This window comes from Micromonospora sp. NPDC007220, assembly GCF_040634035.1.
In the GTDB taxonomy this organism is placed as follows: Bacteria; Actinomycetota; Actinomycetes; order Mycobacteriales; family Micromonosporaceae; genus Micromonospora; species Micromonospora reichwaldensis.
The window spans coordinates 90,256-114,453 of the sequence record NZ_JBEYEU010000015.1 but is presented as its reverse complement, the minus strand read 5'-3'; the positions used below and the strand labels follow the sequence as shown (position 1 = coordinate 114,453).

The window sequence follows — 24,198 nt, the reverse complement described above, 5'->3', positions numbered from 1 at the left end:
TACGTTCGCGACTGCGGGGCTTGGTCGCTCCGCTCCCGCACTCCTCACGCTCACGGCACCCTCTCCGTTCGCGACTGCGGGGCTTGGTCGCTCCGCTCCCGCACTCCTCACGCTCACGGCACCCTCTCCGTTCGCGACTGCGGGGCTTGGTCGCTCCGCTCCCACACTCCTCGCGCTCACGACCATGGTTCCGAATCCTTCCGAGGTGAAGACCTCCAGCAGCGTGGAGTGGGCGACGCGGCCGTCCACGACGTGCGCGGCCGGCACGCCCTGCCGCACCGCCCGTAGGCACGCCTCCATCTTCGGGACCATGCCGCTGGACAGCGACGGCAGCAGCGCCGCCAGTTCGTCGACGGTGATCTCGCTGATCAGGCTGTCGGTGTCGGGCCAGTCGGCGTAGAGGCCCGGCACGTCGGTGAGGACCACCAGCTTGCGGGCGTCCAGGGCGACGGCGAGCGCGGCGGCGGCGGTGTCGGCGTTCAGGTTGTGCAGCACCCCGTCGGCGTCGGGCGCCACGGTGGAGATAACCGGGATGCGACCGGCGCCGATCAGGTCGGTGACCGCTGAGACGTCGACCGACTCGACGTCGCCGACCTGCCCGACGTCGACCGGTTCCCCGTCCACGTACGCGGGCCGCCGTACGGCGGTGAACAGTCCGGCGTCCTCGCCGGAGAGGCCCACCGCGAACGGGCCGTGGGCGTTGATCAGGCCGACGAGTTCCCGGCCGACCTGGCCGACCAGGACCATCCGGACCACGTCCATCGCCTCCGGGGTGGTGACCCGCAGGCCGCCCCGGAACTCGCTGGCGATGCCCAGCCGGCCGAGCATGGCGGAGATCTGCGGGCCGCCCCCGTGCACCACGACCGGCCGGAGGCCGGCGTAACGCAGGAAGACCATGTCGGCGGCGAAGGCCCGCTGGAGCTCGGGGTCGACCATGGCGTTGCCGCCGTACTTGACCACGACGGTCGAGCCGGAGAAGCGGGCCAGCCAGGGCAGCGCCTCGATCAGCGTGGCCGCCTTGACCTGGGCGCGGGCGAGGTCGGTGGAGAGGCTCATGTCGAGTAGGCCGAGTTCTCGTGCACGTACGCATGGGACAGGTCGTTGGTCCAGATCGTGGCCTCGGCGGCGCCGGCGTGCAGGTCGATGCGGATGGTGACGTCCCGGCCGGTCAGGTCGACCTTCGACCGGTCCTCGGCGGCGGCGCCGGAGCGGCACACCCAGACGCCGTTGACGGCGACGTCGACCCCGTCGGGCTCGAACGCGGCGGCGGTGGTGCCGACGGCGGCGAGGATCCGGCCCCAGTTCGGGTCGTTGCCGAACAGCGCGGTCTTGACCAGGTTGTTGCGCGCCACCGAGCGCCCCACCTCGACCGCGTCGTCCTCGCTCGCCGCGCCGACCACGTCGATGGCGATCTGCTTGGTGGCGCCCTCGGCGTCGGCGATGAGCTGCTGTGCCAGGTCGTGGGCGGCGGCGGTGACCGCCGCCGCCAGCTCGGCCGGGGTCGGCGCGATGCCGCTCGCGCCGCTGGCCAGCAGCAGCACCGTGTCGTTTGTCGACATGCAGCCGTCGGAGTCGATCCGGTCGAAGGTGACCCGGCACGCCTCCCGCAGGGCGGCGTCGAGGGCCTCGGGCCCGGCCACCGCGTCCGTGGTCAGCACGCAGAGCATGGTGGCCATCGCCGGGGCGAGCATGCCGGCGCCCTTGGCCATGCCGCCGACCGTCCAGCCGCTGCCCCGGGCCACCGCGGTCTTGGGCCGGGTGTCCGTGGTCATGATGGCCTCGGCCGCCGCCGGGCCGCCGTCGCGCGCCAGCCGGCGGATCGCCGAGCGTACGCCGGGAAGCAGCTTGCCCATCGGCAGCCGCTCGCCGATCAGGCCGGTCGAGCAGACCGCCACGTCGGCGGCGCCCAGCATCAGCCGCGGGCTGGCGGCGGTGAGCGCGGCGGCGGTGTGCTCGGCCGTGGCGTGGGTGTCCTGGAAGCCGGCCGGGCCCGTGCAGGCGTTGGCGCCACCGGAGTTGAGCACCACGGCGCGCGCGACGCCGCCGCGCACCACCTGCTGCGTCCAGAGCACCGGCGCGGCCTTGACCCGGTTGGCGGTGAACACGCCGGCGACACCGGCGTCCGGGCCGTCGTTGACGACCAGCGCGACGTCGCTCGCGCCACTGGTCTTGAGCCCGGCGGCCACCCCGGCCGCCCGGAACCCCCGCGGAGTCGTGACGCTCACTGCACCAGTCCTTCGTTCGTGGCTACGGAACTCACGGCGCGACTCCCCAGGTGGACAGGCCCGTCGTCTCCGGCAGGCCACACATCAGGTTGGCGTTCTGCACGGCCTGGCCGGCGGCGCCCTTGCCGAGGTTGTCCAGCGCGCTCAGCACGATCATCCGGCGGGAGTCGACGTCGACCGTGGCCTGCAGGTGGCAGGAGTTGGAGCCGAGGGTGGCGGCGGTGTGCGGCCAGGCCCCCTCGGGCAGGACATGCACGAAGGGCGCGTCCGCGTACGCCTCGGCGAGCACCGCCCGCGGGTCGACGCCCCGGGCCGGCACCGCCGTCACGGTGGCGAGGATGCCCCGGGGCATCGGCGCGAGCACCGGGGTCAACGACAGGCCGGTCGCGCCGGTGGCCTGCTTGATCTCCGGGACGTGCTGGTGGGTGCCCACGCGGTAGGGCGACAGGTCGCCCATCACCTCGCTGCCGAGCAGGTGCGGCTTGGCCGCCTTGCCGGCGCCGGAGGTGCCGGAGGCGGCGACGACCACCACGTCGGCCGGGGAGGCGGCGCCGGCGGCGATCAGCGGGGCGAGGGCCAGGATGATGGCGGCGGCGTAGCAGCCGGTGTTGGCGACCCGGGTGGCGCCGGCGATCAGCTCCCGCTGGTCGGGCAGCTCGGGCAGGCCGTAGGTCCACGGCCCGGCGTGCGTGCCGCCGTAGTAGTTGGCCCAGGCGTAGGGGTCGGCGAGCCGGTGGTCGGCGCCCAGGTCGACGACCCGGACCTCGGGCGGCAGCTGGGCAGCCAGGGCCGCCGACTGTCCGTGCGGCAGGGCCAGGAAGACCAGGTCCGCGTCGGCCAGCGTCGCCGCGTCCGTCTCGCCGAGGACCAGGTCCAGGCCGGCGAGCTGCGGGTGTACGACGTCGAGCCGGTGCCCGGCCTGGCTGTGCGCGGTGGCGGCGACCAGATCGAACTCCGGATGCCCGGCGACCAGGCGGATCAGCTCGCCGCCGGCGTAGCCGCTCGCCCCGGCGACCGCGACTCGGATACCCATCCCCACCTCCGCATGACTATGCAGAGGAGGCTAGCAAGCGGCGGCACCTGCCTGCAAGTTCATGCAGTCGACTGCATGGGAATGAGACTGGTCCCGATCACGCTCCCACCCGCCTGCGGAGCCGGGGAACGACGAGGGCTCCTCCCGCGCCGGCGGAAGGAGCCCTCGTCGTCACTCAGGCGCCGCGCAGGGTGGCGCCGAAGCGCTCCGCGGCGCGGGCGACCGCCGCGTCCCGGGCGGCCACCGCCTCCTCCACGGTCAGCGTCCGGTCCGGGGCCCGGAAGGTGAGCTTGTACGCCAGCGACCTGCGCCCCTCACCGAGCTGCTCCGAGGCGTACACGTCGAACAGGCGCACCTGCTCCAGCAGCCCACCGGCGCCCTCGACGAGGGCCTGCTGCACCTGCGCCGCGGGCACCGAGGCGTCCACCACCAGCGCCACGTCGATCAGCGCCGGGGGGAAGCCCGAGACGACCGGCCCGGACGCCACCGGGGCGGCCGGCAGCGCGTCCAGGTCCAGTTCCATGGCGCTGGTCCGCCGGGGCAGCTCCAGCGCCGCCACGACAGCCGGGTGCAGCTCGCCGGCGTGCCCGACCACCGTGCCGTCGACCAGCAGCTCGGCGCAGCGGCCGGGGTGCCAGGGGGCGTACTCGGCGGCCCGGACCTCGATCCGGTCCGCCGGGACGTCGGCGGCGGCGAGCACGTCGCGGCCGGCCTCCACGGCGTCCGCCCAGCCGGCCGGGCGGCCCGCGCCCCACCAGCCGGCCGGCTCCACGTCGCCGGTCAGCACGACGGCGACGTGCCGGGGCTGGTCGGGCACCACCGCGTCGGCGGCGGCGAACTCCTCGTCGGTGGGTCGCCGGTCCACGCCCATCGCCGGCGGGCGGCCGGCGTCGGGACGCGGGTGGAACACCGCGCCGATCTCGTAGAGGGCGAGGTCGCGCTGGCCCCGGCCGAGGTTGCGCTTCGCGATGCCGAGCAGCGGGCCGAGCAGCGTGGTGCGCAGCAGCGGCTCCTCCTCCGACAGCGGGTTGGCCAGTCGCACCGCGCTCCGGCGCGGGTCGTCGGCCGGCAGGCCGAGCTGGTCGGCCAGCCCGGGGGCGACGAACGGGTGCGCGAGCACCTCCACGTACCCCCGCTCGGCGAGCGACCGGGCCACGGCCCGGCGGCGGCGCTGCTGCCAGGTCAGGCCGCGGCCGGGCGGCGCGGTCGGCAGCACCGACGGCACCCGGTCGTACCCGTCGAGGCGGACCACCTCCTCGACCAGGTCGGCCGGGTCGGTCAGGTCGGGCCGCCAGGTCGGCGGGGTGACGCTGAGCGCGCCCCCGGTGCCGGCGGCCACGCCGACCTCGCCCGGGTCCTCGGCCAGCCGGTCGGCGCCCCGGGCCACCGTGCAGCCGACCTGCTCCAGCAGGGCGGCCACCCGCGCGGGCGGGTAGTTCACGCCGATCCGCTGGCTCGGCAGGTCGGCCGGCAGGACGACCGGGGTACGCGGCCGGACGTGGTCGATGTCGAGGATCTCGTCACCGGCCGCGCCGCCCGCGTGCTCGGTGAGCAGCCGGACCGCCCGCGCGATGGCCACCAGCGGCAGGGCCGGGTCGACGCCCCGCTCCCACCGCTTCGCCGCCTCGCTGAACAGCTTGTGCCGGCGGGCGGTGCGCCCGACCATCACCGGGTCCCAGTGGGCGGCCTCGAAGAGCACGTTCGTCGTCCCGGCGACGACCTCGCTGGTCTCGCCACCCATCACGGCGGCCAGTGAGATCGGGCCGGTCTCATCGCAGATGACCATGTCCTCGGGCGCGAGGGCGCGGGTGACCCCGTCCAGGGTGGTCAGCTTCTCCCCCGCCTCGGCGCGGCGGACCACCAGCGGCCCGGCGATCCGGTCGGCGTCGAAGGCGTGCATCGGCTGGCCCAGTTCGAGCATCACGTAGTTGGTGATGTCGACCGGCAGCGAGATGCTGCGGATGCCGGCGACGGTGAGCCGCCGCTGCATCCAGTCGGGGGTCGGCGCCGTCGGGTCGACGCCGCGCACGAGGCGGGCGGCGAACCGGTCGCAGCCGACGGTGTCGCGCACCTCGACCGGGTAGGCCGGCTCGGCGGTGCCGCCGGGCGCGGGCGCCAGGCCCGGGTCGCGGAACGGCACGCCGAGGGCGTGCGACAGCTCCCGGGCCAGGCCGCGGACGCTCATCGCGTACCCCCGGTCGGGGGTGATCTCCAGGTCGACCACGACGTCGTCGAGGCCGACCACGGGCCGCGCGTCGTCGCCCGGCTTGGCCGGGGTGTCCGCAGGCAGCACGACGATGCCGTCGTGGTCGTCGCCCAGGCCCAGCTCCCGCGCGGAGCAGATCATGCCGTGGGAGTTGCGCCCGTACGTCTTGCGCGCGCCGATGGCGAAGCCGCCGGGCAGCACGCCGCCGGGGAGGATCACCACGACCCGGTCGCCGGGGGCGAAGTTGCGCGCCCCGCAGACGATCTCCTGCGGCTCGCCGGTGCCGTTGGCGTCGCCGACGTCGACCCGGCAGAACCGGATCGGCTTCTTGAAGCCGGTCAGCTCCTCGATCTCGCGGACCTCACCGACCACCAGCGCACCGGTGACGGTCTCCCGCAGGTCCACCACGGACTCGACCTCGATGCCCAGGCCGACCAGGGCCTGCTCCAGGTCGCCGGCGGGCAGGTCGGCCGGGAGGTCGACGTACTCCCGCAGCCAACTGACAGAAACTCGCATGACTCAGACCACCGTCTCCATGACTCGTACCCGCATCGCCTACGCCCCGGTCCCGAACGCGCGGGTGAACCGCACGTCGCCCTCGGCCATGTCCCGCATGTCGCTGACCCCGTGCCGGAACATCACCGTCCGGTCGATGCCCATGCCGAACGCGAATCCGGAGTAGACCTCGGGGTCGATGCCGCAGGCGCGCAGCACCCGCGGGTTGACCATGCCGCAACCGCCCCACTCGACCCAGCGCGGGCCGTCGCGGTGCTCGGGGAACCAGACGTCGAACTCGGCCGACGGCTCGGTGAACGGGAAGTAGTGCGGCCGGAAGCGGGTCTTCGCGCCCTCACCGAACATCGCCCGGGCGAAGTGGTCCAGGGTGCCGCGCAGGTGCGCCATGGTGATGCCCCGGTCCACCACGAGCCCCTCCACCTGGTGGAAGACCGGCGCGTGGGTGGCGTCCAGCTCGTCCGTGCGGTAGACCCGGCCCGGCACGATCACGTAGATCGGCGGCTTGCGGGTCAGCATGGTGCGCGCCTGCACCGGCGAGGTGTGCGTACGCAGGACGAGGCCGGAGCCCTCCGTGCCCTCCGGCGGCGCGACGTGGAAGGTGTCCATCAGGCCGCGCGCCGGGTGGTCGGCGGGGATGTTCAGGGCGTCGAAGTTGGTCCACTCCAGCTCGACCTCGGGCCCCTCGGCCACCTCGTAGCCCATGCCGACGAACAGGTCGCTGACCTGCTCCATCAGGGTGCTGATCGGGTGCCGGGCGCCCCGGGGCCGCCGGTCGTGGGGCAGCGTCACGTCGACGCGCTCCTCCACCAGCACCCGCTGCGCCTGCTCCCGGTCCAGGACCTCCTGGCGGGGCGCGTACGCGGCGTCGATGGCGCGGCGGGCCACGTTGACCCGCTTGCCGGCGTCGGACTTCGCGGCCGGCGGCAGCGCGCCGATCTCGCGGCGGGCCAGCGCGACCGGGGACCGGTCGCCGAGGTGCGCCGGGCGCAGCGCGGTCAGCGCGTCCGGGTCACCGGCCTCGGCGAACGCCTTCTCGGCGGCGGCGACGGCCTCGGCCAGGGCGGCCGGGTCGAGCAGGGCGACCTGCTTCGGGTCGTACGGATCGTTGCGGTAGCTCATGGCGTACGGGCACTCCCTCACGGCGGCGCCAGCCCTCACGGGCGGCGAAGCGAGTCTACGGACGCGCGGCTGTGCCGCAGCCCGCCGGTGGGAGTTGTGCGGAGAGCAGGTCAGGCCCGCCGCCCGCCGACACCGGCGGGCTGGCTAAACGAACGCCGTGGCGCGTTCATGGGCGGACGGTCTCCCCTGCGATCTGACTCGACGGTCGGGTCACGACCGCCGCTGTGCTCTCGCCGAAGCGTACAGGCAGACGGCGGCGGCCGCAGCCAGGTTCAGGCTCTCGGCGCGCCCGTGCAGGGGCACCCGGACCCGGGCGTCGGCGGCGGCGGTGAGCGCCTCGGGCAGGCCGTGCGCCTCCGCGCCGAAGAGCCAGGCGGTGGGGGCGGCGAGCCGCCCGTCGTCGGCGAGGTCGTCGAGGTCGTCCTCGCCGTAGCCGGTGGTGGCGAGCACGGTGAGCCCGGCGGCGCGCAACGCCGCGACGACGTCCACCGGGTCGGGCGCGCGGACCACGTCGACGTGGAAGAGGCTGCCGGCCGAGGCCCGCACGCACTTGCCGTTGTACGGGTCGACGGCCTCGCCGGCGAAGACCACCGCACCGGCGCCCGCGGCGTCGGCGGTGCGCAGCACGGTGCCGGCGTTGCCCGGGTCGCGGATCCCGGCGAGCACGGCCACCAGGCGGGGCCCGTCGGCCAGGGCCCGCTCCAGCGGCACGTCGAGGTGGCGGCAGACGGCGACGAGGCCCTGCGGGGCGACGGTCTCGGCCAGCGCGGCGAGCGCCTCGTCGGTCGCCTCGGAGACGGGCACGTCGGCACGGGCCGCGACGGCAGCCAGGTCGGCGTGCCGGTCCAGGGCTGCGGGCGTACCGAAGAGTTCGGTGACCACCCCCGGGCAAGCCAGGGCCTCGCGGACCGCCTGCGGCCCCTCGGCCAGGAAGCGGCCGGCGGCCTCGCGGTCCCGGCGGCGCTGCAACCGGCGGGCGGCGACGACCCTGGGGGTACGCGGGGTGAAGGGGCCGGAGACGGCGTCGAGGCGTCTCCCGCGCGATGGTGACTGCATGGGAGACGCCTCGATCTGCTGGTGCGGGGGGATCAGGCGGCCTGGGCCGCCGCGCCGCCGGTGCCCTCGGCCGCGACCGCGGCCCGGGCCAGCTCGACGATCGCCGCGAAGGCGGCGGCGTCGTTGACGGCCAGGTCGGCCAGGATCTTGCGGTCGACCTCGATGCCGGCCAGGCGCAGGCCCTGGATCAGGCGGTTGTAGGTCATCCCGTTGGCGCGGGCGCCCGCGTTGATCCGCTGGATCCACAGCTGCCGGAAGTCGCCCTTGCGGTCGCGACGGTCCCGGTAGGCGTACTGCATCGAGTGCAGCACCTGCTCCTTGGCCTTGCGGTAGAGGCGGGAGCGCTGACCGCGGTAGCCGCTCGCGGTCTCCAGCAGGGTACGACGCTTCTTCTGGGCGTTCACAGCCCGCTTGACGCGTGCCATCTCAACTCCTAATTACGTAAGGTGGCGCGCGTCAGCGGCCGAGCAGCTTCTTGATGCGCTTGACGTCGGCCTTGGCCAGCACCACGGTGCCGGTCAGCCGACGGGTCTGGGTGGAGGGCTTCTTCTCCAGGTTGTGCCGGAGGCCGGCCTGCTGGGCAACGATCTTGCCCTTGCCGGTCACCTTGACCCGCTTGCCCATTCCCGTGTGGCTCTTCATCTTCGGCATGTGGAACGTCTCTCCCCTGTTACTCGCCGCTGTTGTCGGCGACGGTGCCGGTGTCACCGGCCGCTGCGGGCTCGTCGACCGGGGCGCCCTCGGCGTCCCGCTCCCTCGGCCCGCCCCGGGTGGCCGTGGCGGCGACCGCGGCGGCCTTGGTGGCGCGGTGCGGCGCGAGCACCATGATCATGTTTCGACCGTCCTGCTTCGGAGCGGCCTCGACGTACCCCAGCTCCGAGATCTCCGACTCGAGCCGGCGCAGGAGCCGGTAACCCAGCTCCGGGCGGCTCTGCTCGCGACCGCGGAACATGATCGTCACCTTGACCTTGTCGCCCGCCTTGAGGAACCGCACCACGTGACCCTTCTTGGTCTCGTAGTCGTGCGGGTCGATCTTCGGGCGGAGCTTCATCTCCTTGATGACGGTCTGCTGCTGGTTACGCCGCGCTTCGCGCGCCTTCAGTGCGCTCTCGTACTTGAACTTGCCGAAGTCCATGAGCTTGCACACCGGCGGGCGCGCCATCGGCGCAACCTCGACCAGGTCCAGGTCGACGTCCGCGGCCAGCTGAAGGGCGCGCTCCAGCGGGACGATGCCCACCTGCTCACCCTCGGGGCCGACCAGTCGGACCTCACGTGCCCGGATCTGCTCGTTCACGCGTGGTTCGACGCTGATGGGGCCTCCTCGAGTCGGAATCTCTACGTGGCCGACCCTCGCGGCTCCCGGGTGGGAGCCGGCCCGGAAAGCAGAAGGCCCCGGCGCATGCCAGGGCCCGCTCGACCGGTCGGCACGATCACATGATCGCGCATCCGGTGCCGGGACATGCCCGGAACCGGTGACCGGACCCGGCCACCGTGGTGGCGACTCGGGTGGGAGCAGGCGCTCCTCTTTCAAGGCTGCACGTATGGGCGCGATGCGCACACACGAAGACAGCCTGGTCGACTTGGTAACACTACACCCTCGCCCGGACACCCTCCCAACCGGGCGCCCGGGTCAGCGGCCGGCGGCGCCCTCGGTGAGCCGGGCCTGGTGCGCCTGGTGCAGCCGGCGCAGGGCGCGGACCCCCTCGACGGCCCGCTCCTTGTCGGCGGCCTGGAGGGCGACCATCGGCAGCAGGTCGTCGTCGTGCAGCTCCAGGCTGGCCCAGGGCGCGCCCCGGTCGAAGCGGACCCCCCGGACGACCTCCCACGGCAGCTCGTACGAGCCGACGAGGTTGCGCACGCGCACCCCCGACGCGTTCGCGTCGACCCGGGGACGGGTGAAGATCAGGACGGCGAGCGCACCGAGGACGCCGAGCCCGACCATCGCGATCTGGTCGCCCCGCTGGAAGCTCCCGTAGCCGTTGCCCGTCGCGCCGCTCAGCGAGGTGGCCAGCAGGCTGAACACCACGAACAGCACGGCCGCGCAGGCCCAGCAGACCACTCGGATGCGGCGCGGGCGCAGGTGGACGGACTCGATTTCGCTCACCCCACCAGTCTGCCACCCGGTCCCGGCCGTTCCCGCGCCGCCACACGTTCCGCCCCCGCCCGGCGCCCGTCAGTCCTCCCCGGCCTCCAGCTCGCCCATCCGCCGCAGCCGGGGCAGATCGCGGACGGTGATCCGGCGGTAGTCCGTGTCGACCAGGCCCTCCGTGCGCAGTTCACGCAGGGCCTTCTGGATGGAGGTCTCGGCGGCGCCGCAGATGCTGGCGAGCTCGGGCTGGGTGAGCCGCACGTCGATGACCACGCCGTCGCGAACCTGGCGGCCGTGGGTGCGGCAGAGCTCGGCGACGACCCGGGCGACCCTGATCTTCACCGGGTAGGAGGTGAAGTCGATGCGCCGCCGGTTGGACCAGCGCAGCCGGTCCGACACCATCGCCGCCAACTCCAGCGCGGCGTCCGGGTGCTCCTTGAGGAACATCTTGAACCGGTCGGGCTGGATGACCCGGTACGTCGCCGGCCCGCAGGTGGTGACGCTCGCCGAGCGGGGCCGGTCGTTGAGTGCCGACATCTCGCCGACGAGGTCGCCGCCGACGCGCAGGGCCAGCAGTGCGGCCCGCCCGTCCGGAAGGGTCGCGGTGACCTTCGTCAGCCCCTCCTCGAGCAGCACCAGGTGCGACTCCCGTACGCCCTCGTGGATGACGATCTGTCCGGGCGGGACCCGCCGGCGCACCCCCAGCTCCAGCAGGGCGGCACGAACCGGAGGGCCGAGCCGTTGCAGGAACGTGCCGTACGGCCAGGTGACGTCGGACAGTTCGGCTGGTCGTCGCATCAGCGCTCTCATCCTCCTCGGCCAGCGACAGCCGTCGAAGCGTAGCCGGCCCTGCGCGTAGCGCGACGCCCGCAGGCGCAGGGCGGCGGCGACGGCGAGCTGGACGATCACCCACGCCAGCAGGACGCCCGGCGGCCAGCCGACCGCGAGCAGCAGCTCCATCAGCCCGATCCTCATGCGACCAGGAGACCGGTCCGCCGCGTGCCGGACCCCCGAACAGGACGGGATGACGCCCCACCGACAGTTCCGGGCGATGCCGTACTTCTACGGGGTTCCGCCGGGCCCGTCCCGGTTCGATGTCCCCTGCGGTGCCCGCCTGTGGGGGCGGGTCGGGCGACGAAGGGCGGCACGACGATGCGACATCCCGAGCGACGACTGTTGATCTCCGTGGACATGGAGCGGTACAGCCGGCGCACCAACCTCCAGCAGTACGAGGCGCAGAAGCACTTCCGGGAGCTGCTGCACGAGGCGGCCGGCGACGTCGGCCTGGACCGGGTCGCCTGGACGACGCAGCAGGCCGGCGACGGCGAGCTGGCGATCCTCCCCCGCGACGTGGCCGAGTCCCGCGTCATCGGCCGCTTCGTACCGGAGCTGAACAGGCGGCTGCGCAGCTACAACAGCAGCCGGGTGCCGGCCGCCCGGATCCGCCTGCGGGTCGCCGTCCACCAGGGACTCGTCCACCTCGACGGGGCCAACGGCTTCCCCGGCAACGCCGTCGTCCTCGTCTGCCGGCTCTGCGAGGCGGCACCCGTGAAGCAGGCCCTGGCGGCCTTTCCCGACGCCGGGGTGGCGCTGGTCGTGTCGGCGGAGATCTACCGCGACGTCGTCACCGAGTACCCGGAGGAGATGCGCCCCGAGCGCTTCCGGCGGGTCGAGGTGACCCACCCGGACAAGGGGTTCCGGGAGGACGCCTGGTTCTGCGTCGTGGACGAGGACATGTCCGCCCTGCCGGCGGCGGAGAGCGCCGGTGCGCCTTCCCCGGCACCCGTCTCCACGGCGACGCCGCCCGCTCCGGGAGGCGGGGCCCCGGGTGGGGAGCCGCCGGAGTCCCCCGCGACCCGGACGCCGCCGGGCGCGGGCGACATCCGGACGGGTGACATCCGGGTCGACGGCCAGAACGCGATCGGGCACGGCGCCACGGCGATCGGTTCCGTCGGGCGCGACCTGACCTTCGGTGGCGGACGGGAGGGCCGGGCACGGTGACCGCACCCCACTTCCCGTACCCGCACGTCGTCGGCGACGACGACCCGGACGGGCCCCGGGACGCCTCCGGTGACGACGGGTACGACCGTCCCACGGAGGACCCGGCGGCGGGACCGGATGAGGGCCCACCGGACGGGCGGACGGACCCGGCGGAGACCGGGTCGTCGGAGGGCGGCGAGGCGGACGAGCCGGAGGAGCCGCTCGACTCGGCGGACGTCATCCGCGGACTGGCCGACCTGCTCGGCGGCGCCACGATCGGCCTCGGCGACGTACGGGTACGGGGCCAGAACGCCACCGGACACGGCGCCGTCGCGATCGGCACCGTCAACGTGACCACCGCGGGAACCGACGGCACGGGGCGGATCTGGTACGAGAGCCTGAGCGGGAACGAGGTCGGGGAACTGGCGCAGGGGTACGCGCCGACGTCCAGCGACCAACAGCTCGACCGCCACCTCAAGCGCCGCCACCTGGTGTGCCTGTCCGGCCCGTCCGCCAGCGGCCGGTTCACCTCCGCCGTCCTCGCCACCGCCCGCCGGCACGGGCTCGACCGCGCCTGCGTCCTCGGCGCGGAACAGCCCGCCGACCTGCTCGGGTCGAGCGAACGGTTGCCCGCCGGACGCGGGTACGTGCTCCGGCTCGCGGACACCGCGGCGAACGCCGTCGACGGGTTCACCCTCGTGGCGCTCGCGGCCCGGGCCGAGGCGACCGGCATGACGCTGATCCTGGTCGGGGACTTCTCCCGGCGCGGTCAGGATCTCGCCGGCCACCTCGTGGAGCATCGGGTGCCGCCGGCGGTGGAGGTGTTCCGGGCGCGACTGCGCCAGCAGTTGGCCGGGCTGTGCGTCGGCTGGTGCCCGGACGGCTGCGACGGCACCTGCGTGGAGCGGTACGTCGACGACGAGTGCGTCACCCATCCGCTGCTCTCGGCCTACCTCGCCGGCGAGCCGCGGCCGGGCGAGGTGGTGCCCGTCGTAGAGCTGATCGCCCGGACGGTCCCGCACGGGCCCGCCCTGACCGAGCGGTTGGAGCAGCTGCTCCCCCGCCAGCTGCGGGAGCGCGCGACGCAGATCCTCGACGCCGGCCGACCCGACGGCCCGGACGGGGTCGACGCCTGGGCGGCCGACCGGGCCCGCGCCTTCCGGCTGACCTGCGCCGTCCTGGCCGGGCAGCCGGTGGCGGAGATCGACCAGGCGGCCCGACGGTTGGCCGGGACCGACCCCACCGGGACCACCTCCGTCGGACCCCGGCTGCGCGGCCCCGAACTGGACACGCTGCTCGGGTCGACGCTGCGCCAGGCCGTCGTCGTGGTCGGCGACGAACGCGCCGCGGGGGGCCGGCGGATCGAGTTCGGCGCCGGCAGCGAGCAGCTCCGTTCGACGCTGCTCGAGGTCGCCTGGACTGACTGGTGGCTGCCCGGGCAGCTGCTCGGCTGGCTCGCGGACCTGGTCCGCTCCGACGTGCCGGGGATCCGGCAGGCCGCCGCGGGCGCCATCGGCTGGTCGGCAGGGCGGGACGTGCGGGCAGCCCTGGAGACGGTCGGCGACCTGGCCCGGGAACGGCGGGCGGGCGTCCGGCAGGCCGCCGCCATCGTGCTGGTCGCGATGGCGATGCAACCCGGCCTGCGCCAGCGCGTACGGACCGAACTCGACCAGTGGGCCGCCGGACCGGCGGCACACCTGCGGGACACCGTCGCGCGGGCGTACGGCCTCGGACTGGCCCGCCTCTGGCCCGACGCCGCTCTCGTGCAGTTGCGCCTGGTGGCGCAGGCCCGCATGCAGCGGCGGAACAACTCCGTGGTTCGGGGCCTGGTCGAGGTCTACCGGGACGGCCACGCGGCCACGCTCGTGCCGGAGCTGGTCGACTGGACGTCCGACGACCCGGAGGTGCGGCTGCACGCGGCGCGGACGCTGCGTGTCCTCGCCGACCGCTGGGCCGAGCCGCCCAGGGAGCACTGGCCGGAGCTGCTGGACCTCGTCCGGCGGCGGATCGTCAGCCCGGGCGACGTGGCCGCGCTCTGGGCCGTGGCGCTGGGCATGCCGCAGACGGCCTACCGCTCGTGGCGGACGCTCGGCTTCTGGCTGAACCGGGCGGACGGAAACCCCGAGGTCGCCGCCCACTGCGTGGCCCTGCTCCGGCACGTGATCGCCGGTCGGCCGCCGCTGCGGCATCGCCTCGACCACCAGGTCCGCCACGTCTGGCGGCCCATCATGCCGCGCAACGAACTGCTCGACGCCGTACACGCACTCATCGACGAGGACCTGTCATGACGACTCACCCCACCGGGCCACCCCCCACGGCAGCGTTCGTACCGCCCCAGCCGGAGCGCCGCCGCTGGTGGCACGCCATCTTCCCGCCGGTCGAACCGGTCCCTCCCGCCGGGCCACCGGCGCCCCCGGTCCCCGACACGGTGACGTTCCGCCACGACGTGCCGCAGCCGATCCTGGTCCCGGCCAGGGGCGACGCCTTCGACTTCCGGCTGCACGCCGTCTACAACTGGACCGCGCAGAACATGCCCTACGAGGCGCTGCGGCTGCGGGCCGAGCGGTATCTCGCCTGGGCGGGTGGCATCGTCCGCGAGCGGGCGGTGGATCTGGCCCGCCAGTACGAGCCGCACCGCTCGCACGACCTGGAGCGGGCGCTCAACGACCGGCTGGCCGGTCAGCGCTGGCCCCGCGAGGGTGCCCAGCCCTACTTCTGGGTGCAGGTGCGGGTCAGCCCGGACGAGCGGGTGCGGGAGCGGCTGCGGCCGTACTGGGAGCAGCGGATCAAGCTCGAGTGCGACCACGAGCTGCAGAAGATCAGGGCCCAGCAGGCCGACGAGCTGACCCGCCGGTGGTGCGCCGTGCTGCAGAGCCTGGAGGACGATCCGGTCACCGCGCACGCGGCCCGGCTGACAGGTGAACAGTTCGCGGAGGTCTTCCGCCGGTACGTGGAGGAGCGCCGGGGGACGGTGCCGGACCTGGTGGAGCTGCTGCGGGAGGCCGTGCGGGGGCACGGCGACCTCGGCATGGGGCCGTCGGAGTACACCGAGGCGTGGGACGCGGCGATCCGGACGTACGAGCGACGGCACGGGCTCTCCGAGCGGACGAACTGACCGACGGGCCCGGTCCCGCGTACCGCCGGATCGTCGGCGCCTACCCCGGCGTCGCTGATCCGGCGGTCGCGGCGGGCGCCCCCGGACCGGCGGCGGTCGGCGGCACGGCGTCGCGCGGACCCCGCCGGCCGCCCCCTCGGCCGGCGACCAGGGCGGCCGCCAGGGTGAGCAGCGCGCCGGCAAGCACCGGCAGCCGCAGGCCGGGGGCGCCCGGCAGCAGCGCGTCCAGCAGCAGGGCGCCGCCCAGCTGGCCGGCGACCAGGGCGAGCCCGGTGCGCAGCACACCGACCGCCGGGACGCCGACCAGCAGGGCCGCCACGATGACGACGCCGAGCAGGCCGCCGGTGTAGAGGTACCAGTCGTCCGGCCAGGTCGGGCCCGGCCCGGTGAGGGCGCCGGCCAGCGCCGCGACCAGCAGCACGACGGGCGTGGCCGTGGCGAAGTTGACCACCATCCCGGCGGCGGCCGAACTGGCGGCGGAGACCCGCGCGTTCAGCGCGGACTGGAGCGCGACACCGAGCCCGCCGGCCACGGCGAGCAGGACCAGGCCGAGGGCGAGGTCGCCGACGGGCTGGCCGAGCTGGGCCAGCGTCACGGCGGTCACGCCGAGCAGCGCACCGGCCACCCGGGGCGGGGTGAGCGCCAGCCGCCCCACCGGCGCCAGCCCGGCCCGGTCGACGGCCAGCCCGCCGAGGCTGCCGCCGGCGACCTGGGCGATGGTGAAGAGCGCCACCCCGAGCACCGGGACGATGTACGCGCCGGCCAGCACGATGCCCGCGCCGCCGAGCCCGCCCAGGTACGTCCACCAGGGCAATCGGGCCCGGCGCAGCGCGGCCAGGCCGGTGCGCGCCGAGGGCAGCGCCAGGACCCCGAGGCCGACCAGCAGCGCCCCGCCGAGGTTGTTGACCACCGCGCCCAAGGTCGCGTTGCCGGCCCGCTCGCCCAGCTCGGCGTTGGCCGCGCCCTGGGCCGCCGAGGCGACGCCGGCGAGGGTGACCAGGGTCAGCGCCACCCACGGCGGCAGGGCCCGCGACACCGGGGACGGCGCCGGGGCCCCCGCCGCCGTGGGCAAACGGCTCACAGCCGGCAGGCGTGGATGTTGGTGACCAGGATCGCGCGGGCCCCGAGCTCGTACAGCTCGTCCATGATCCGGTGCACGTCGTCGCGGAGCACCATCGCCTGCACCGCCACCCAGCCCTCGCGGTGCAGCGGGGAGACGGTCGGCGACTCGATGCCCGGGGTCAGCGAGCTGGCCCGGTCGAGCAGGCCGGCCGGCACGTCGTAGGCGAGCATCACGTAGCGGCGGGCGACCAGCACCCCGTGCAGCCGGCGCAGCAGCTGCGCGGCCTGCGGGTGGGCCTCGACGTCGGCGCGGCGGACCAGCACCGCCGACGAGCGCAGCAGCGGCTCGCCGAAGACCACGAGGCCGGCCTGGCGCAGCGTGGTGCCGGTCTCGACCACGTCGGCGACCACGTCGGCGACGCCGAGCCGGATGGCGTTCTCCACCGCGCCGTCGAGGCGGGTCACCTCGGCCTTGACGCCCAGCTCCGCGAGGTGCCGCTCCACGAGCCCCGGGTACGCGGTGGCGATCCGGTGCCCGCCCAGCTCCCGCACGTCGTCGACGTCCTCCGGGCGGGCGGCGAAGCGGAAGGTGGCCCGGCCGAAGTCGAGATCCATGACCTCCTCGGCCGGCGCGCCGGAGTCGATCAGCAGGTCCCGGCCGGTGATCCCGACGTCGAGGTCGCCGGAGCCGACGTAGGTGGCGATGTCCTTCGGGCGCAGATAGAAGAATTCGACGTCGTTGGGCTCGTCCCGGCAGACCAGGTCCTTCGGGTCGGTGCGCTGGCGGTAGCCCGCCTCGCGCAGCATCTGGGCGGCCTTCTCGGCCAGGGCGCCCTTGTTCGGAATGGCGACACGCAGCATGACGGAGTGCTCCTTCGATCGAAACTGATCAACGACGGGGCGCACTCACAGATGTCGGTAGACGTCCTTCAGGTCGAGTCCGCTGGCCAGCATCAGCACCTGGACCTGGTAGAGCAGCTGGGAGATCTCCTCGGCGGTGCGTTCCGGCCCCTCGTGCTCGGCGGCCATCCACGACTCGGCCGCCTCCTCGACGACCTTCTTGCCGATGAAGTGCACGCCCTTCTCGAGCGCGGCGACCGTGCCCGAGCCGGGGGTGCCCGCGGCGGCCTTGGCCTGCAGCTCGGCGAACAACTCCTCGAACGTCTTCACGCCGCGATTCTTCCAGCCGCCCCGACGGCCCCGGTGCGCCGGGTCAGGCCCCGCTCACCGACCGGGAACGCGGCACGGCGTCGGCGCGGTCCCGGTCGGTCGGGGGTCAGCCGCCGAAGCCGACCCGCTGGCCGTTGCTGGCGAGGGCGCGGATGGCCAGGGCGGCGTCGAGAGCGGCGACGGTGGCCGACCAGCCCTTGTCCTCCGCCGAGCCGGGCAGCCCGGCCCGGTCCCGGGCCTGCGCGAGGGTGTCGACGGTCAGGACGCCGTGCGCGACCGGCTTGCCCTCGTCCAGCGCCACCCGGGTCAGCCCGTCGGTGACCGAGCGGCAGACGTAGTCGAAGTGGGCGGTGGCGCCGCGGACCACCACGCCGAGCGCGACCACCACGTCGCAGCGCCGCGCGAGGGCCTGGGCCACCACCGGCAGCTCGACCGAGCCGGCCACCCGGGCGGTGACCGCCCGGGCCCCGCACGCCTCGGCGGCGGCGACCGCCCGGTCGAGCATGTGGTCGGTCAGCTCGCCGTGCCAGCGCGCCGCGACCACGCCGACGGTCATCCCGGCGGCGTCCACCGCCGTCACGCCCGGTTCACCGAAACCCGCCATGCCTACGCTCCGATCTCGTCGCCGAGGACCGGGCGGCCCATCGGGGCCTCGGTCACCTCGTCCAGCTCGTCCAGCAGGTGCCCCATCCGGTCCCGCTTGGTGCGCAGGTAGCGCACGTTCTCCGGGTGCGGGCGCACCGGCAGCCCCTCGCGGCCGGTGACGGCCAGCCCGTAGCCCTCCAGCCCGGCGCGCTTGGCCGGGTTGTTGGTGAGCAGCCGCATCGAGCGCACCCCGATGTCGTAGAGGATCTGCGCGCCGGTGCCGTAGTCGCGGGCGTCGGCCGGCAGGCCCAGGTCGAGGTTGGCGTCGACCGTGTCCCGGCCCTGGTCCTGGAGCTGGTACGCCTGGAGCTTGTGCAGCAGGCCGATGCCGCGCCCCTCGTGGCCGCGTACGTAGAGCACCACGCCCCGCCCCTCCCGGGCGACCCGGTCCAGGGCGGCGTCGAGCTGCGGGCCGCAGTCGCAGCGCACCGAGCCGAACACGTCCCCGGTGAGGCACTCGGAGTGCACCCGCACCAGCACGTCGCGCCCGTCGCCGATCTCGCCCGTGACCAGGGCGACGTGCTCGGCCGAGTCGTGCTCGCTGCGGTAGCCCAGGGCCCGGAACACGCCGTGCCGGGTGGGCATCCGGGCATCGGCGACCCGCTCGACCTGCTTCTCGGTCCGCCGCCGGTACGCGACCAGGTCGGCGATGGTGACCAGCGTCAGGGAGTGCTCGGCGCAGAACTTCTCCAGGTCCGGCACCCGCATCATGGTGCCGTCGTCGTTGACCAGCTCGCAGAGCACGCCGGCGGGGCGCAGCCCGGCCAGCCGGGTCAGGTCGACCGCCGCCTCGGTGTGGCCGGGCCGGCGCAGCACGCCGCCCTCGCGGGCCCGCAGCGGCACCACGTGCCCGGGGCGGGCCAGGTCGGCCGGGCCGGTGCCGGGGTCGGCGAGCAGCCGGATCGTGTGCGCCCGGTCGGCGGCGGAGATGCCGGTGCTGACGCCCTCCCGGGCGTCCACGGTCACCGTGTAGGCGGTGCCGCGCCGGTCCTGGTTGGTGTGGTGCTGCGGCGGCAGGTCCAGCCGGTCGCACTCGCTCTCGGTCAGCGGGGCGCAGATGTAGCCGGACGTGTGGCGCACCATGAAGGCGAGCAGCTCCGGCGTCGCCAGCTCGGCGGCGAAGATCAGGTCGCCCTCGTTCTCCCGGTCGGCGTCGTCGACCACGACGACGGGCCGACCGGCGGCGATGTCCGCCACCGCCTGCTCGATGCTCGCGAAGGTGCTCATGCCGACACCCCGCTGCGCCGCGTGCCGCCCTGAGGCGCCACCGCACCACGCCTGATGGTTCGCTCGCTCATGCCACGGCCTCCGAGTAGGTCGACGGGATCGGGGCGGGCGCCGGGCGGGCGGCCCGCGAGGTGCGCCACCAGGCGACCAGGCCCCAGGCGCAGAAGGCGCCGTAGACGAGGTACATGGCGGCCGATGGGTAGAACCCGCCGCGCAGCAGCAGCGGCACGCCGACCGCGTCGACGGCGATCCAGATGAGCCAGAAGTCCACCCAGCCGCGGGCCATGCCGTAGGTGGCGAGCAGGCTGCCGGTGAGGATCCAGGCGTCCGGCAGCGGCCCCCAGGAGCCGAGTGCGGCGAGCAGCGGGTACGCCGCGGCGGTGCCGATCCCGGCCGCGAGCAGCAGGCCGAGCCGTTCCCGGCCGGTGGCCCAGCGGGGCGCCACCGCGGCACCGTCGCCGTCGCCGCCCTGGCGGCGGTTGCGCGACCAGCGCCACCAGCCGTAGACGCTGACCGAGAAGAAGAAGACCTGCCGGCCCGCCTGCCCGTAGAGGTCGTGCGCCTGCGGGGTGGCGAAGACGCCGCCCAGGAAGACGGTGAACAGCAGCGCGTTGCCGATCATGCCGACGGGCCAGGCCCAGACCAGCCGGCGCAGGCCGAACACCGCCGAGGCCAGCCCGAACCCGTTGCCGACGATCTCCCGGACCAGCACCGGCGACCCGGCGATGTCGACCTGCGCGTCGAGCAGCCACCCGAGCGGGCCCATCAGGCCGCCTCGCCCGGCGCAGCATCCGGCAGGCCGGTGACCGGCGGCCCGCCGGGCGGGCCGGCGTCCGGCAGGGCGGGACCGGCCAGCCGGGCGCCGAGCAGCCGCTCGACGTACTTGGCGAGCACGTCCACCTCGAGGTTGACCGGGTCGCCGACGCCCCGGGCGCCGAGGGTGGTCAGCTTCAGCGTGGTCGGGATCAGGCCGACCGCGAACCAGTCCGGGCCGACGTCGGCGACGGTCAGCGAGACGCCGTCGACCGTGATCGAGCCCTTCTCCACCACGTACCGGGCCAGGGCGGCGGGCAGCCGGAACCGGACCGTCTCCCACTGCGCGGCCGGCTCGCGGGCGATCACCTCGCCGACGCCGTCGACGTGCCCCTGCACGAGGTGCCCGCCGAGGCGGCTGCCCAGCGCGGCGGCCCGCTCCAGGTTGACCGGGTCGCCGGCGCGCAGCGCGCCCAGCGCGGAGCGGCGCAGCGTCTCCCCCATCACGTCCGCGGTGAACGTCCCGTCGGTGACGTCGACCACGGTCAGGCAGACGCCGTTGACCGCGATCGAGTCGCCGTGCCGGGCGTCGGAGGTGACCAGCGGGCCGCGGACCGCGACCAGCGCCGAGTCACCCGCCGTCTCGGTGATCCGGACGACCTCACCCAACTCCTCGACGATGCCGGTGAACATGTCAGCCCTCCCTCTTTCGGGGCAGCGCGGTGATCCGCAGGTCGGGTCCGACCTGCGTGACGTCGACGAACTCCAGGTCGATGGCCTCGGCGATGGTGTTCACACCCGCGTCGACCAGGGCGGTCGGGCCGGCGCCGAGCAGCCGGGGCGCGACGTAGCCGACGATCTTGTCGACCAGGCCGGCGGCCAGGAAGGCGCCGGCCAGCTTCGGGCCGCCCTCCAGCAGCACGGCGCGGATTCCCCGCCCGTGCAGCGCGGCGAGCAGCGCCGGCAGGTCGACCCGGCCGTCGGGCCCGGTGCCGACCTCCGCCGCGGTGGCGATCCACGTGCGCGCCGCGCCGTCGCGGACGCGGGCGTCGGCTGGCGTACGACCCTCGGTGTCCACCACGACCCGCAGCGGCTGCCGGATGGCCAGCGTGCCGTCGCGCAGGTTGCGGGCGGTGAGCCGGGGGTCGTCGGCGAGCACCGTGCCGACCCCGGCGAGCACCGCGTCGACGGTGCCGCGTAGTGCGTGCACGTCCATCCGGGCGGCCTCGGAGGTGATCCACATGCTGGTGCCGTCGGCCGCCGCCGACCGGCCGTCCACCGTCGCGGCGAACTTCCAGATCACGTACGGCCAGCCCCGGCGCATCGAGGTCAGCCAGGCGATGTTGCCGGCCTCGGCCTCGGCCTCGCGTACCCCCGTGTCGACCTGGATCCCGGCGGCGCGCAACGTGGCGGCGCCCCCGGTGGCGAGCGGGTTGGGGTCGGGCACGGCGATGACGACCCGGGCGACTCCGGCGCGCACCAGCGCGGTGCTGCAGGGGCCGGTGCGGCCGGTGTGGTCGCAGGGTTCCAGGGTGACCACGGCGGTGCCGCCACGGGCCCGCTCCCCCGCCTGGGCGAGCGCGACGATCTCGGCGTGCGGCCCGCCGGCGTAGGCGTGGAATCCCTCGCCGACCACCTGCCCGTCGGCGTCGAGCAGCACGCAGCCGACCACCGGGTTGGGGCTGGTCGTGCCGAGACCGCGCGCGGCGAGTTCCACCGCGCGACGCATCGCCTCGTCTACGGAGACGCCGGCCATGCCCTGCCCTCTCACTCGCCGGTCGACGCGCGGGCGGACACGGGAGGCAACGGCATGGGGCCGCGAGCGTGCGGCGGCGGAGATCCGGGTACGGCGGGGCCGCCCCGGGGGGCGCGCACGGCACGCTGAACTCAGCGGCCGGGCAGGGCCCGTCCGTCCCGCGCGCTGTCTCCCATCCGGACTGTCTGGGGGCGGGGTTTCCCGCTCCCAACCGTCGGCCCCGGATTCTCACCAGGTCCACCGGGCGGCACGAGGCCGACCGGGTCGCGGGCTTACCACGGTCACACCGTGGATCACCGCCGGTTCGGAATTACACCGAGTCCCGCCAGCGCGTGGTGGGTACACGGGAAGTGTTACACGCCGGACGGGGGGTCGTGCCACCCGGGCGTGGTACTTCACAGCAACAGCGCACGAATCAGGTAACCCCGCGCCGGCGGTCCACCGCCACGTACGAGCCGGGTTGGCTCTTGGCCACCGTCTTCATCTCCGAGGCGACCGCGATCGCCTCCAGCGGGTCGGTGAACCGCTTGCCGGAGTCGGAGAGGGACACGCCGATCGACAGGGTGACCAGGGCGGCCCGCCGGATGTTGCCCCGGCGGTCCTTCAGCTCCACGTAGCCGCGCGCGGCGTCGACCGGGTCGTAGAGCGAGTCGGCGGCCTTCTCGAAGTCGGCGGAGACCCGGGAGGTGAGCGGGCGGACCTGCTCCGGGGCGCAGACGATGACGAAGTCGTCCCCGCCGACGTGCCCCAGGAAGGCCGGCGGCAGCCCGACCGAGACCACCGCCCGGTGCAGGCTGCGGGCCAGGGCCGAGATGAAGTCGTCGCCGCGGACGAAGCCGTACCGGTCGTTGACGCTCTTGAACCGGTCGATGTCGATGTAGCCGACGGCGTAGTCGACCCCGCTGCGGACGCGGTCGGAGATCTCCCGGCGGATCCGGCTGTTGCCGGGCAGCCCGGTCAGCGGCGAGACCTCGCGGAACTCCTTGTTGCGGCGCAGCGTGGAGCTGACCCGGGCGACCAGTTCGGCGGTGTCGAAGGGCTTGACCAGGTAGTCGTCGGCACCGGCGCTGAGCCCGTGCACCTTGTCCACCGTCATGCCCTTGGCGGTCAGCATGATCACCGGCAGGGCCGAGGTCATCGGGTCGGCGCGCAGCCGCCGGGTCAGTTCCAACCCGTCGATGCGCGGCATCATCAGGTCGACCACCGCCAGGTCGGGTCGCTGGCGCTCGATCACCTCGAGCGCCTCCTGCCCGTCGCTGGCGTGGATCACCTCGAAGCCGTGCAGCCGGAGGTTGAACGCGACGAAACGCGCGATGTCCTCGTCGTCGTCGACGACGAGGATGACGTCCGGACGGTCGCCGGCCGGTTCCACGTCAGGCCCCGGGGGCGGCGTGTTCCGCGAGTGCCCGCAGCTTCCGGATGGCCTCGGCGGGGTCGTCGGCGCCGTAGACGGCGGTGCCGGCGACGAACGCGTCGGCCCCCGCCTCGGCCGCCTGGGCGATGGTGTCGGCGGCGATGCCGCCGTCGACCTCGATGCGCAGTTCGAGGTGGCCGGCGTCGACGTGCCGGCGGGCCGTACGCACCTTGTCGAGCAGCTGCGGGATGAACCGCTGCCCGCCGAAGCCGGCCTTGATGGTCATGATCAGCAGCGTGTCGAAGCTCGGCAACAGCTCCAGGTACGGCTCGATCGGGGTGTCCCGGTCGATCGCCAGCCCGGCCTTGGCCCCCGCCGAGCGCAGGTCCTTGGCCAGGGCCACCGGGTCGTCGCACGCCTCGGCGTGGAAGGTGACGTTGTACGCCCCGGCGTCGGCGTAGCCGGGCGCCCAGCGGCGCGGGTCCTCGATCATCAGGTGCACGTCGAAGGGCAGCTCGGTGGCGGCCCGCAGGCTCTGCACCACGGGCAGCCCGATGGTCAGGTTGGGCACGAAGTGGTTGTCCATGACATCCACGTGCAGCCAGTCCGCGGCGTTCTCGACGGCGCGGACCTCCTCGGCGAGGCGGGCGAAATCGGCGGCGAGGATGCTGGGCGCGACGATCGGCGGCGGTACGGTCACCGGGCCAGTGTACGAACGTGGCCGACGGCCGCCCGCAGCACGCCACCAACGGGACACCCGGTGACCCGGCGGTGACCAGTGGTGCAGAATTGGTCCTCCCGGCTCGGCGAAACCGGACGAAGGGCCATCCGTGACTGGCCGGACGACGGAAACGCGGCGAGACTCCATCAGGGACGGTGACGTGAGCCGCAC

General features: G+C 74.5%; 23 protein-coding genes and 1 pseudogene. 3 read left to right on the top strand and 21 right to left on the bottom strand.

The window, feature by feature from the left end; translation table 11 throughout:
* Window positions 1-171: 171 nt before the first annotated feature.
* The 11 genes and pseudogenes from argB to ABZ573_RS23355 all read right to left on the bottom strand — a co-directional run.
* Window positions 172-1,056 (bottom strand): annotated as a pseudogene (gene argB / locus ABZ573_RS23405) (acetylglutamate kinase); the annotation flags it as partial.
* Window positions 1,053-2,225 (bottom strand): bifunctional glutamate N-acetyltransferase/amino-acid acetyltransferase ArgJ, encoded by a 1,173-nt coding sequence (gene argJ / locus ABZ573_RS23400; protein ID WP_151454077.1) that lies wholly within the window; start codon window positions 2,223-2,225, stop codon window positions 1,053-1,055. The gene argJ and the pseudogene argB, both read right to left, overlap by 4 nt.
* Before the next feature lie 31 nt (window positions 2,226-2,256).
* On the bottom strand, window positions 2,257-3,258 hold the full coding sequence (gene argC, locus ABZ573_RS23395; RefSeq protein ID WP_358120886.1) for an N-acetyl-gamma-glutamyl-phosphate reductase: 1,002 nt from the start codon (window positions 3,256-3,258) through the stop codon (window positions 2,257-2,259).
* Between the two features lie 175 nt (window positions 3,259-3,433).
* Window positions 3,434-5,980, bottom strand: a complete 2,547-nt coding sequence (gene pheT / locus ABZ573_RS23390; protein ID WP_358120883.1) for a phenylalanine--tRNA ligase subunit beta — start codon at window positions 5,978-5,980, stop codon at window positions 3,434-3,436.
* 39 nt (window positions 5,981-6,019) lie between these two features.
* Complete coding sequence (gene pheS / locus ABZ573_RS23385; RefSeq protein ID WP_358120880.1) at window positions 6,020-7,099, bottom strand: phenylalanine--tRNA ligase subunit alpha; 1,080 nt, start codon at window positions 7,097-7,099, stop codon at window positions 6,020-6,022.
* A gap of 210 nt (window positions 7,100-7,309) precedes the next feature.
* Complete coding sequence (locus ABZ573_RS23380; protein WP_151454080.1) at window positions 7,310-8,155, bottom strand: RNA methyltransferase; 846 nt, start codon at window positions 8,153-8,155, stop codon at window positions 7,310-7,312.
* A 32-nt stretch (window positions 8,156-8,187) separates the two neighbouring features.
* The gene (rplT, locus tag ABZ573_RS23375; protein WP_030335718.1) at window positions 8,188-8,580 is read right to left on the bottom strand and encodes a 50S ribosomal protein L20; all 393 of its coding nucleotides are present in this window, start codon (window positions 8,578-8,580) and stop codon (window positions 8,188-8,190) included.
* A 31-nt stretch (window positions 8,581-8,611) separates the two neighbouring features.
* Window positions 8,612-8,806 carry a 50S ribosomal protein L35 gene (rpmI, locus tag ABZ573_RS23370; RefSeq protein WP_007458415.1) on the bottom strand — a complete coding sequence of 65 codons (195 nt, stop codon included), beginning with the start codon at window positions 8,804-8,806 and terminating at the stop codon, window positions 8,612-8,614.
* 19 nt (window positions 8,807-8,825) lie between these two features.
* Window positions 8,826-9,449, bottom strand: a complete 624-nt coding sequence (gene infC, locus ABZ573_RS23365; protein WP_327027774.1) for a translation initiation factor IF-3 — start codon at window positions 9,447-9,449, stop codon at window positions 8,826-8,828.
* A gap of 336 nt (window positions 9,450-9,785) precedes the next feature.
* On the bottom strand, window positions 9,786-10,259 hold the full coding sequence (locus ABZ573_RS23360) for a PH domain-containing protein (RefSeq protein ID WP_132240188.1): 474 nt from the start codon (window positions 10,257-10,259) through the stop codon (window positions 9,786-9,788).
* A gap of 69 nt (window positions 10,260-10,328) precedes the next feature.
* Entirely contained in the window at window positions 10,329-11,219 is an 891-nt protein-coding gene (locus ABZ573_RS23355) for a Crp/Fnr family transcriptional regulator (RefSeq protein WP_225852129.1), read from the bottom strand.
* 177 nt (window positions 11,220-11,396) lie between these two features.
* On the opposite strand from ABZ573_RS23355, the gene ABZ573_RS23350 reads away from it, so the two are divergent.
* Genes ABZ573_RS23350 through ABZ573_RS23340 form a run of 3 tightly spaced genes read left to right on the top strand, consistent with a single transcriptional unit; the run spans window position 11,397 to window position 15,339 of the window.
* Complete coding sequence (locus tag ABZ573_RS23350) at window positions 11,397-12,245, top strand: hypothetical protein (protein ID WP_358120875.1); 849 nt, start codon at window positions 11,397-11,399, stop codon at window positions 12,243-12,245.
* Window positions 12,242-14,512: a hypothetical protein gene (locus ABZ573_RS23345; RefSeq protein ID WP_358120872.1), complete on the top strand. Its 2,271-nt coding sequence runs from the start codon at window positions 12,242-12,244 to the stop codon at window positions 14,510-14,512. Before ABZ573_RS23350 ends, ABZ573_RS23345 begins: the two co-directional genes overlap by 4 nt.
* Window positions 14,509-15,339, top strand: a complete 831-nt coding sequence (locus ABZ573_RS23340; protein WP_225852130.1) for a hypothetical protein — start codon at window positions 14,509-14,511, stop codon at window positions 15,337-15,339. Before ABZ573_RS23345 ends, ABZ573_RS23340 begins: the two co-directional genes overlap by 4 nt.
* Window positions 15,340-15,379: 40 nt before the next feature.
* Here the strand turns inward: ABZ573_RS23340 and ABZ573_RS23335 are convergent, their stop codons facing one another.
* The 10 genes from ABZ573_RS23335 to rpe form a co-directional block, all read right to left on the bottom strand.
* Window positions 15,380-16,420, bottom strand: a complete 1,041-nt coding sequence (locus ABZ573_RS23335; protein ID WP_358120869.1) for a DMT family transporter — start codon at window positions 16,418-16,420, stop codon at window positions 15,380-15,382.
* Window positions 16,417-17,262: an ATP phosphoribosyltransferase gene (gene hisG / locus ABZ573_RS23330; RefSeq protein ID WP_151454083.1), complete on the bottom strand. Its 846-nt coding sequence runs from the start codon at window positions 17,260-17,262 to the stop codon at window positions 16,417-16,419. The genes ABZ573_RS23335 and hisG overlap by 4 nt, the downstream gene beginning before the upstream one ends.
* 45 nt (window positions 17,263-17,307) lie before the next feature.
* Window positions 17,308-17,571 carry a phosphoribosyl-ATP diphosphatase gene (locus ABZ573_RS23325; RefSeq protein ID WP_088947482.1) on the bottom strand — a complete coding sequence of 88 codons (264 nt, stop codon included), beginning with the start codon at window positions 17,569-17,571 and terminating at the stop codon, window positions 17,308-17,310.
* A 106-nt stretch (window positions 17,572-17,677) separates the two neighbouring features.
* A complete protein-coding gene (gene ribH / locus ABZ573_RS23320) occupies window positions 17,678-18,175 on the bottom strand; it encodes a 6,7-dimethyl-8-ribityllumazine synthase (RefSeq protein WP_358120866.1) in 498 nt (165 codons plus the stop codon).
* Window positions 18,176-18,177: 2 nt separating this feature from the next.
* Window positions 18,178-19,443, bottom strand: coding sequence for a bifunctional 3,4-dihydroxy-2-butanone-4-phosphate synthase/GTP cyclohydrolase II (locus ABZ573_RS23315; protein ID WP_358120863.1), 1,266 nt, complete (start codon window positions 19,441-19,443; stop codon window positions 18,178-18,180).
* Between the two features lie 67 nt (window positions 19,444-19,510).
* Window positions 19,511-20,209 (bottom strand): nicotinamide riboside transporter PnuC, encoded by a 699-nt coding sequence (gene pnuC, locus ABZ573_RS23310; RefSeq protein ID WP_151454086.1) that lies wholly within the window; start codon window positions 20,207-20,209, stop codon window positions 19,511-19,513.
* On the bottom strand, window positions 20,209-20,889 hold the full coding sequence (locus tag ABZ573_RS23305; protein ID WP_151454087.1) for a riboflavin synthase: 681 nt from the start codon (window positions 20,887-20,889) through the stop codon (window positions 20,209-20,211). The genes pnuC and ABZ573_RS23305 overlap by 1 nt, the downstream gene beginning before the upstream one ends.
* A 1-nt stretch (window position 20,890) precedes the next feature.
* Window positions 20,891-21,952, bottom strand: coding sequence for a bifunctional diaminohydroxyphosphoribosylaminopyrimidine deaminase/5-amino-6-(5-phosphoribosylamino)uracil reductase RibD (gene ribD / locus ABZ573_RS23300; RefSeq protein WP_151454088.1), 1,062 nt, complete (start codon window positions 21,950-21,952; stop codon window positions 20,891-20,893).
* 415 nt (window positions 21,953-22,367) lie between these two features.
* Window positions 22,368-23,324 (bottom strand): response regulator, encoded by a 957-nt coding sequence (locus ABZ573_RS23295; protein ID WP_121395205.1) that lies wholly within the window; start codon window positions 23,322-23,324, stop codon window positions 22,368-22,370.
* Between the two features lies 1 nt (window position 23,325).
* Window positions 23,326-24,006, bottom strand: a complete 681-nt coding sequence (gene rpe, locus ABZ573_RS23290) for a ribulose-phosphate 3-epimerase (protein WP_132240180.1) — start codon at window positions 24,004-24,006, stop codon at window positions 23,326-23,328.
* Between the last annotated feature and the right edge of the window lie 192 nt (window positions 24,007-24,198).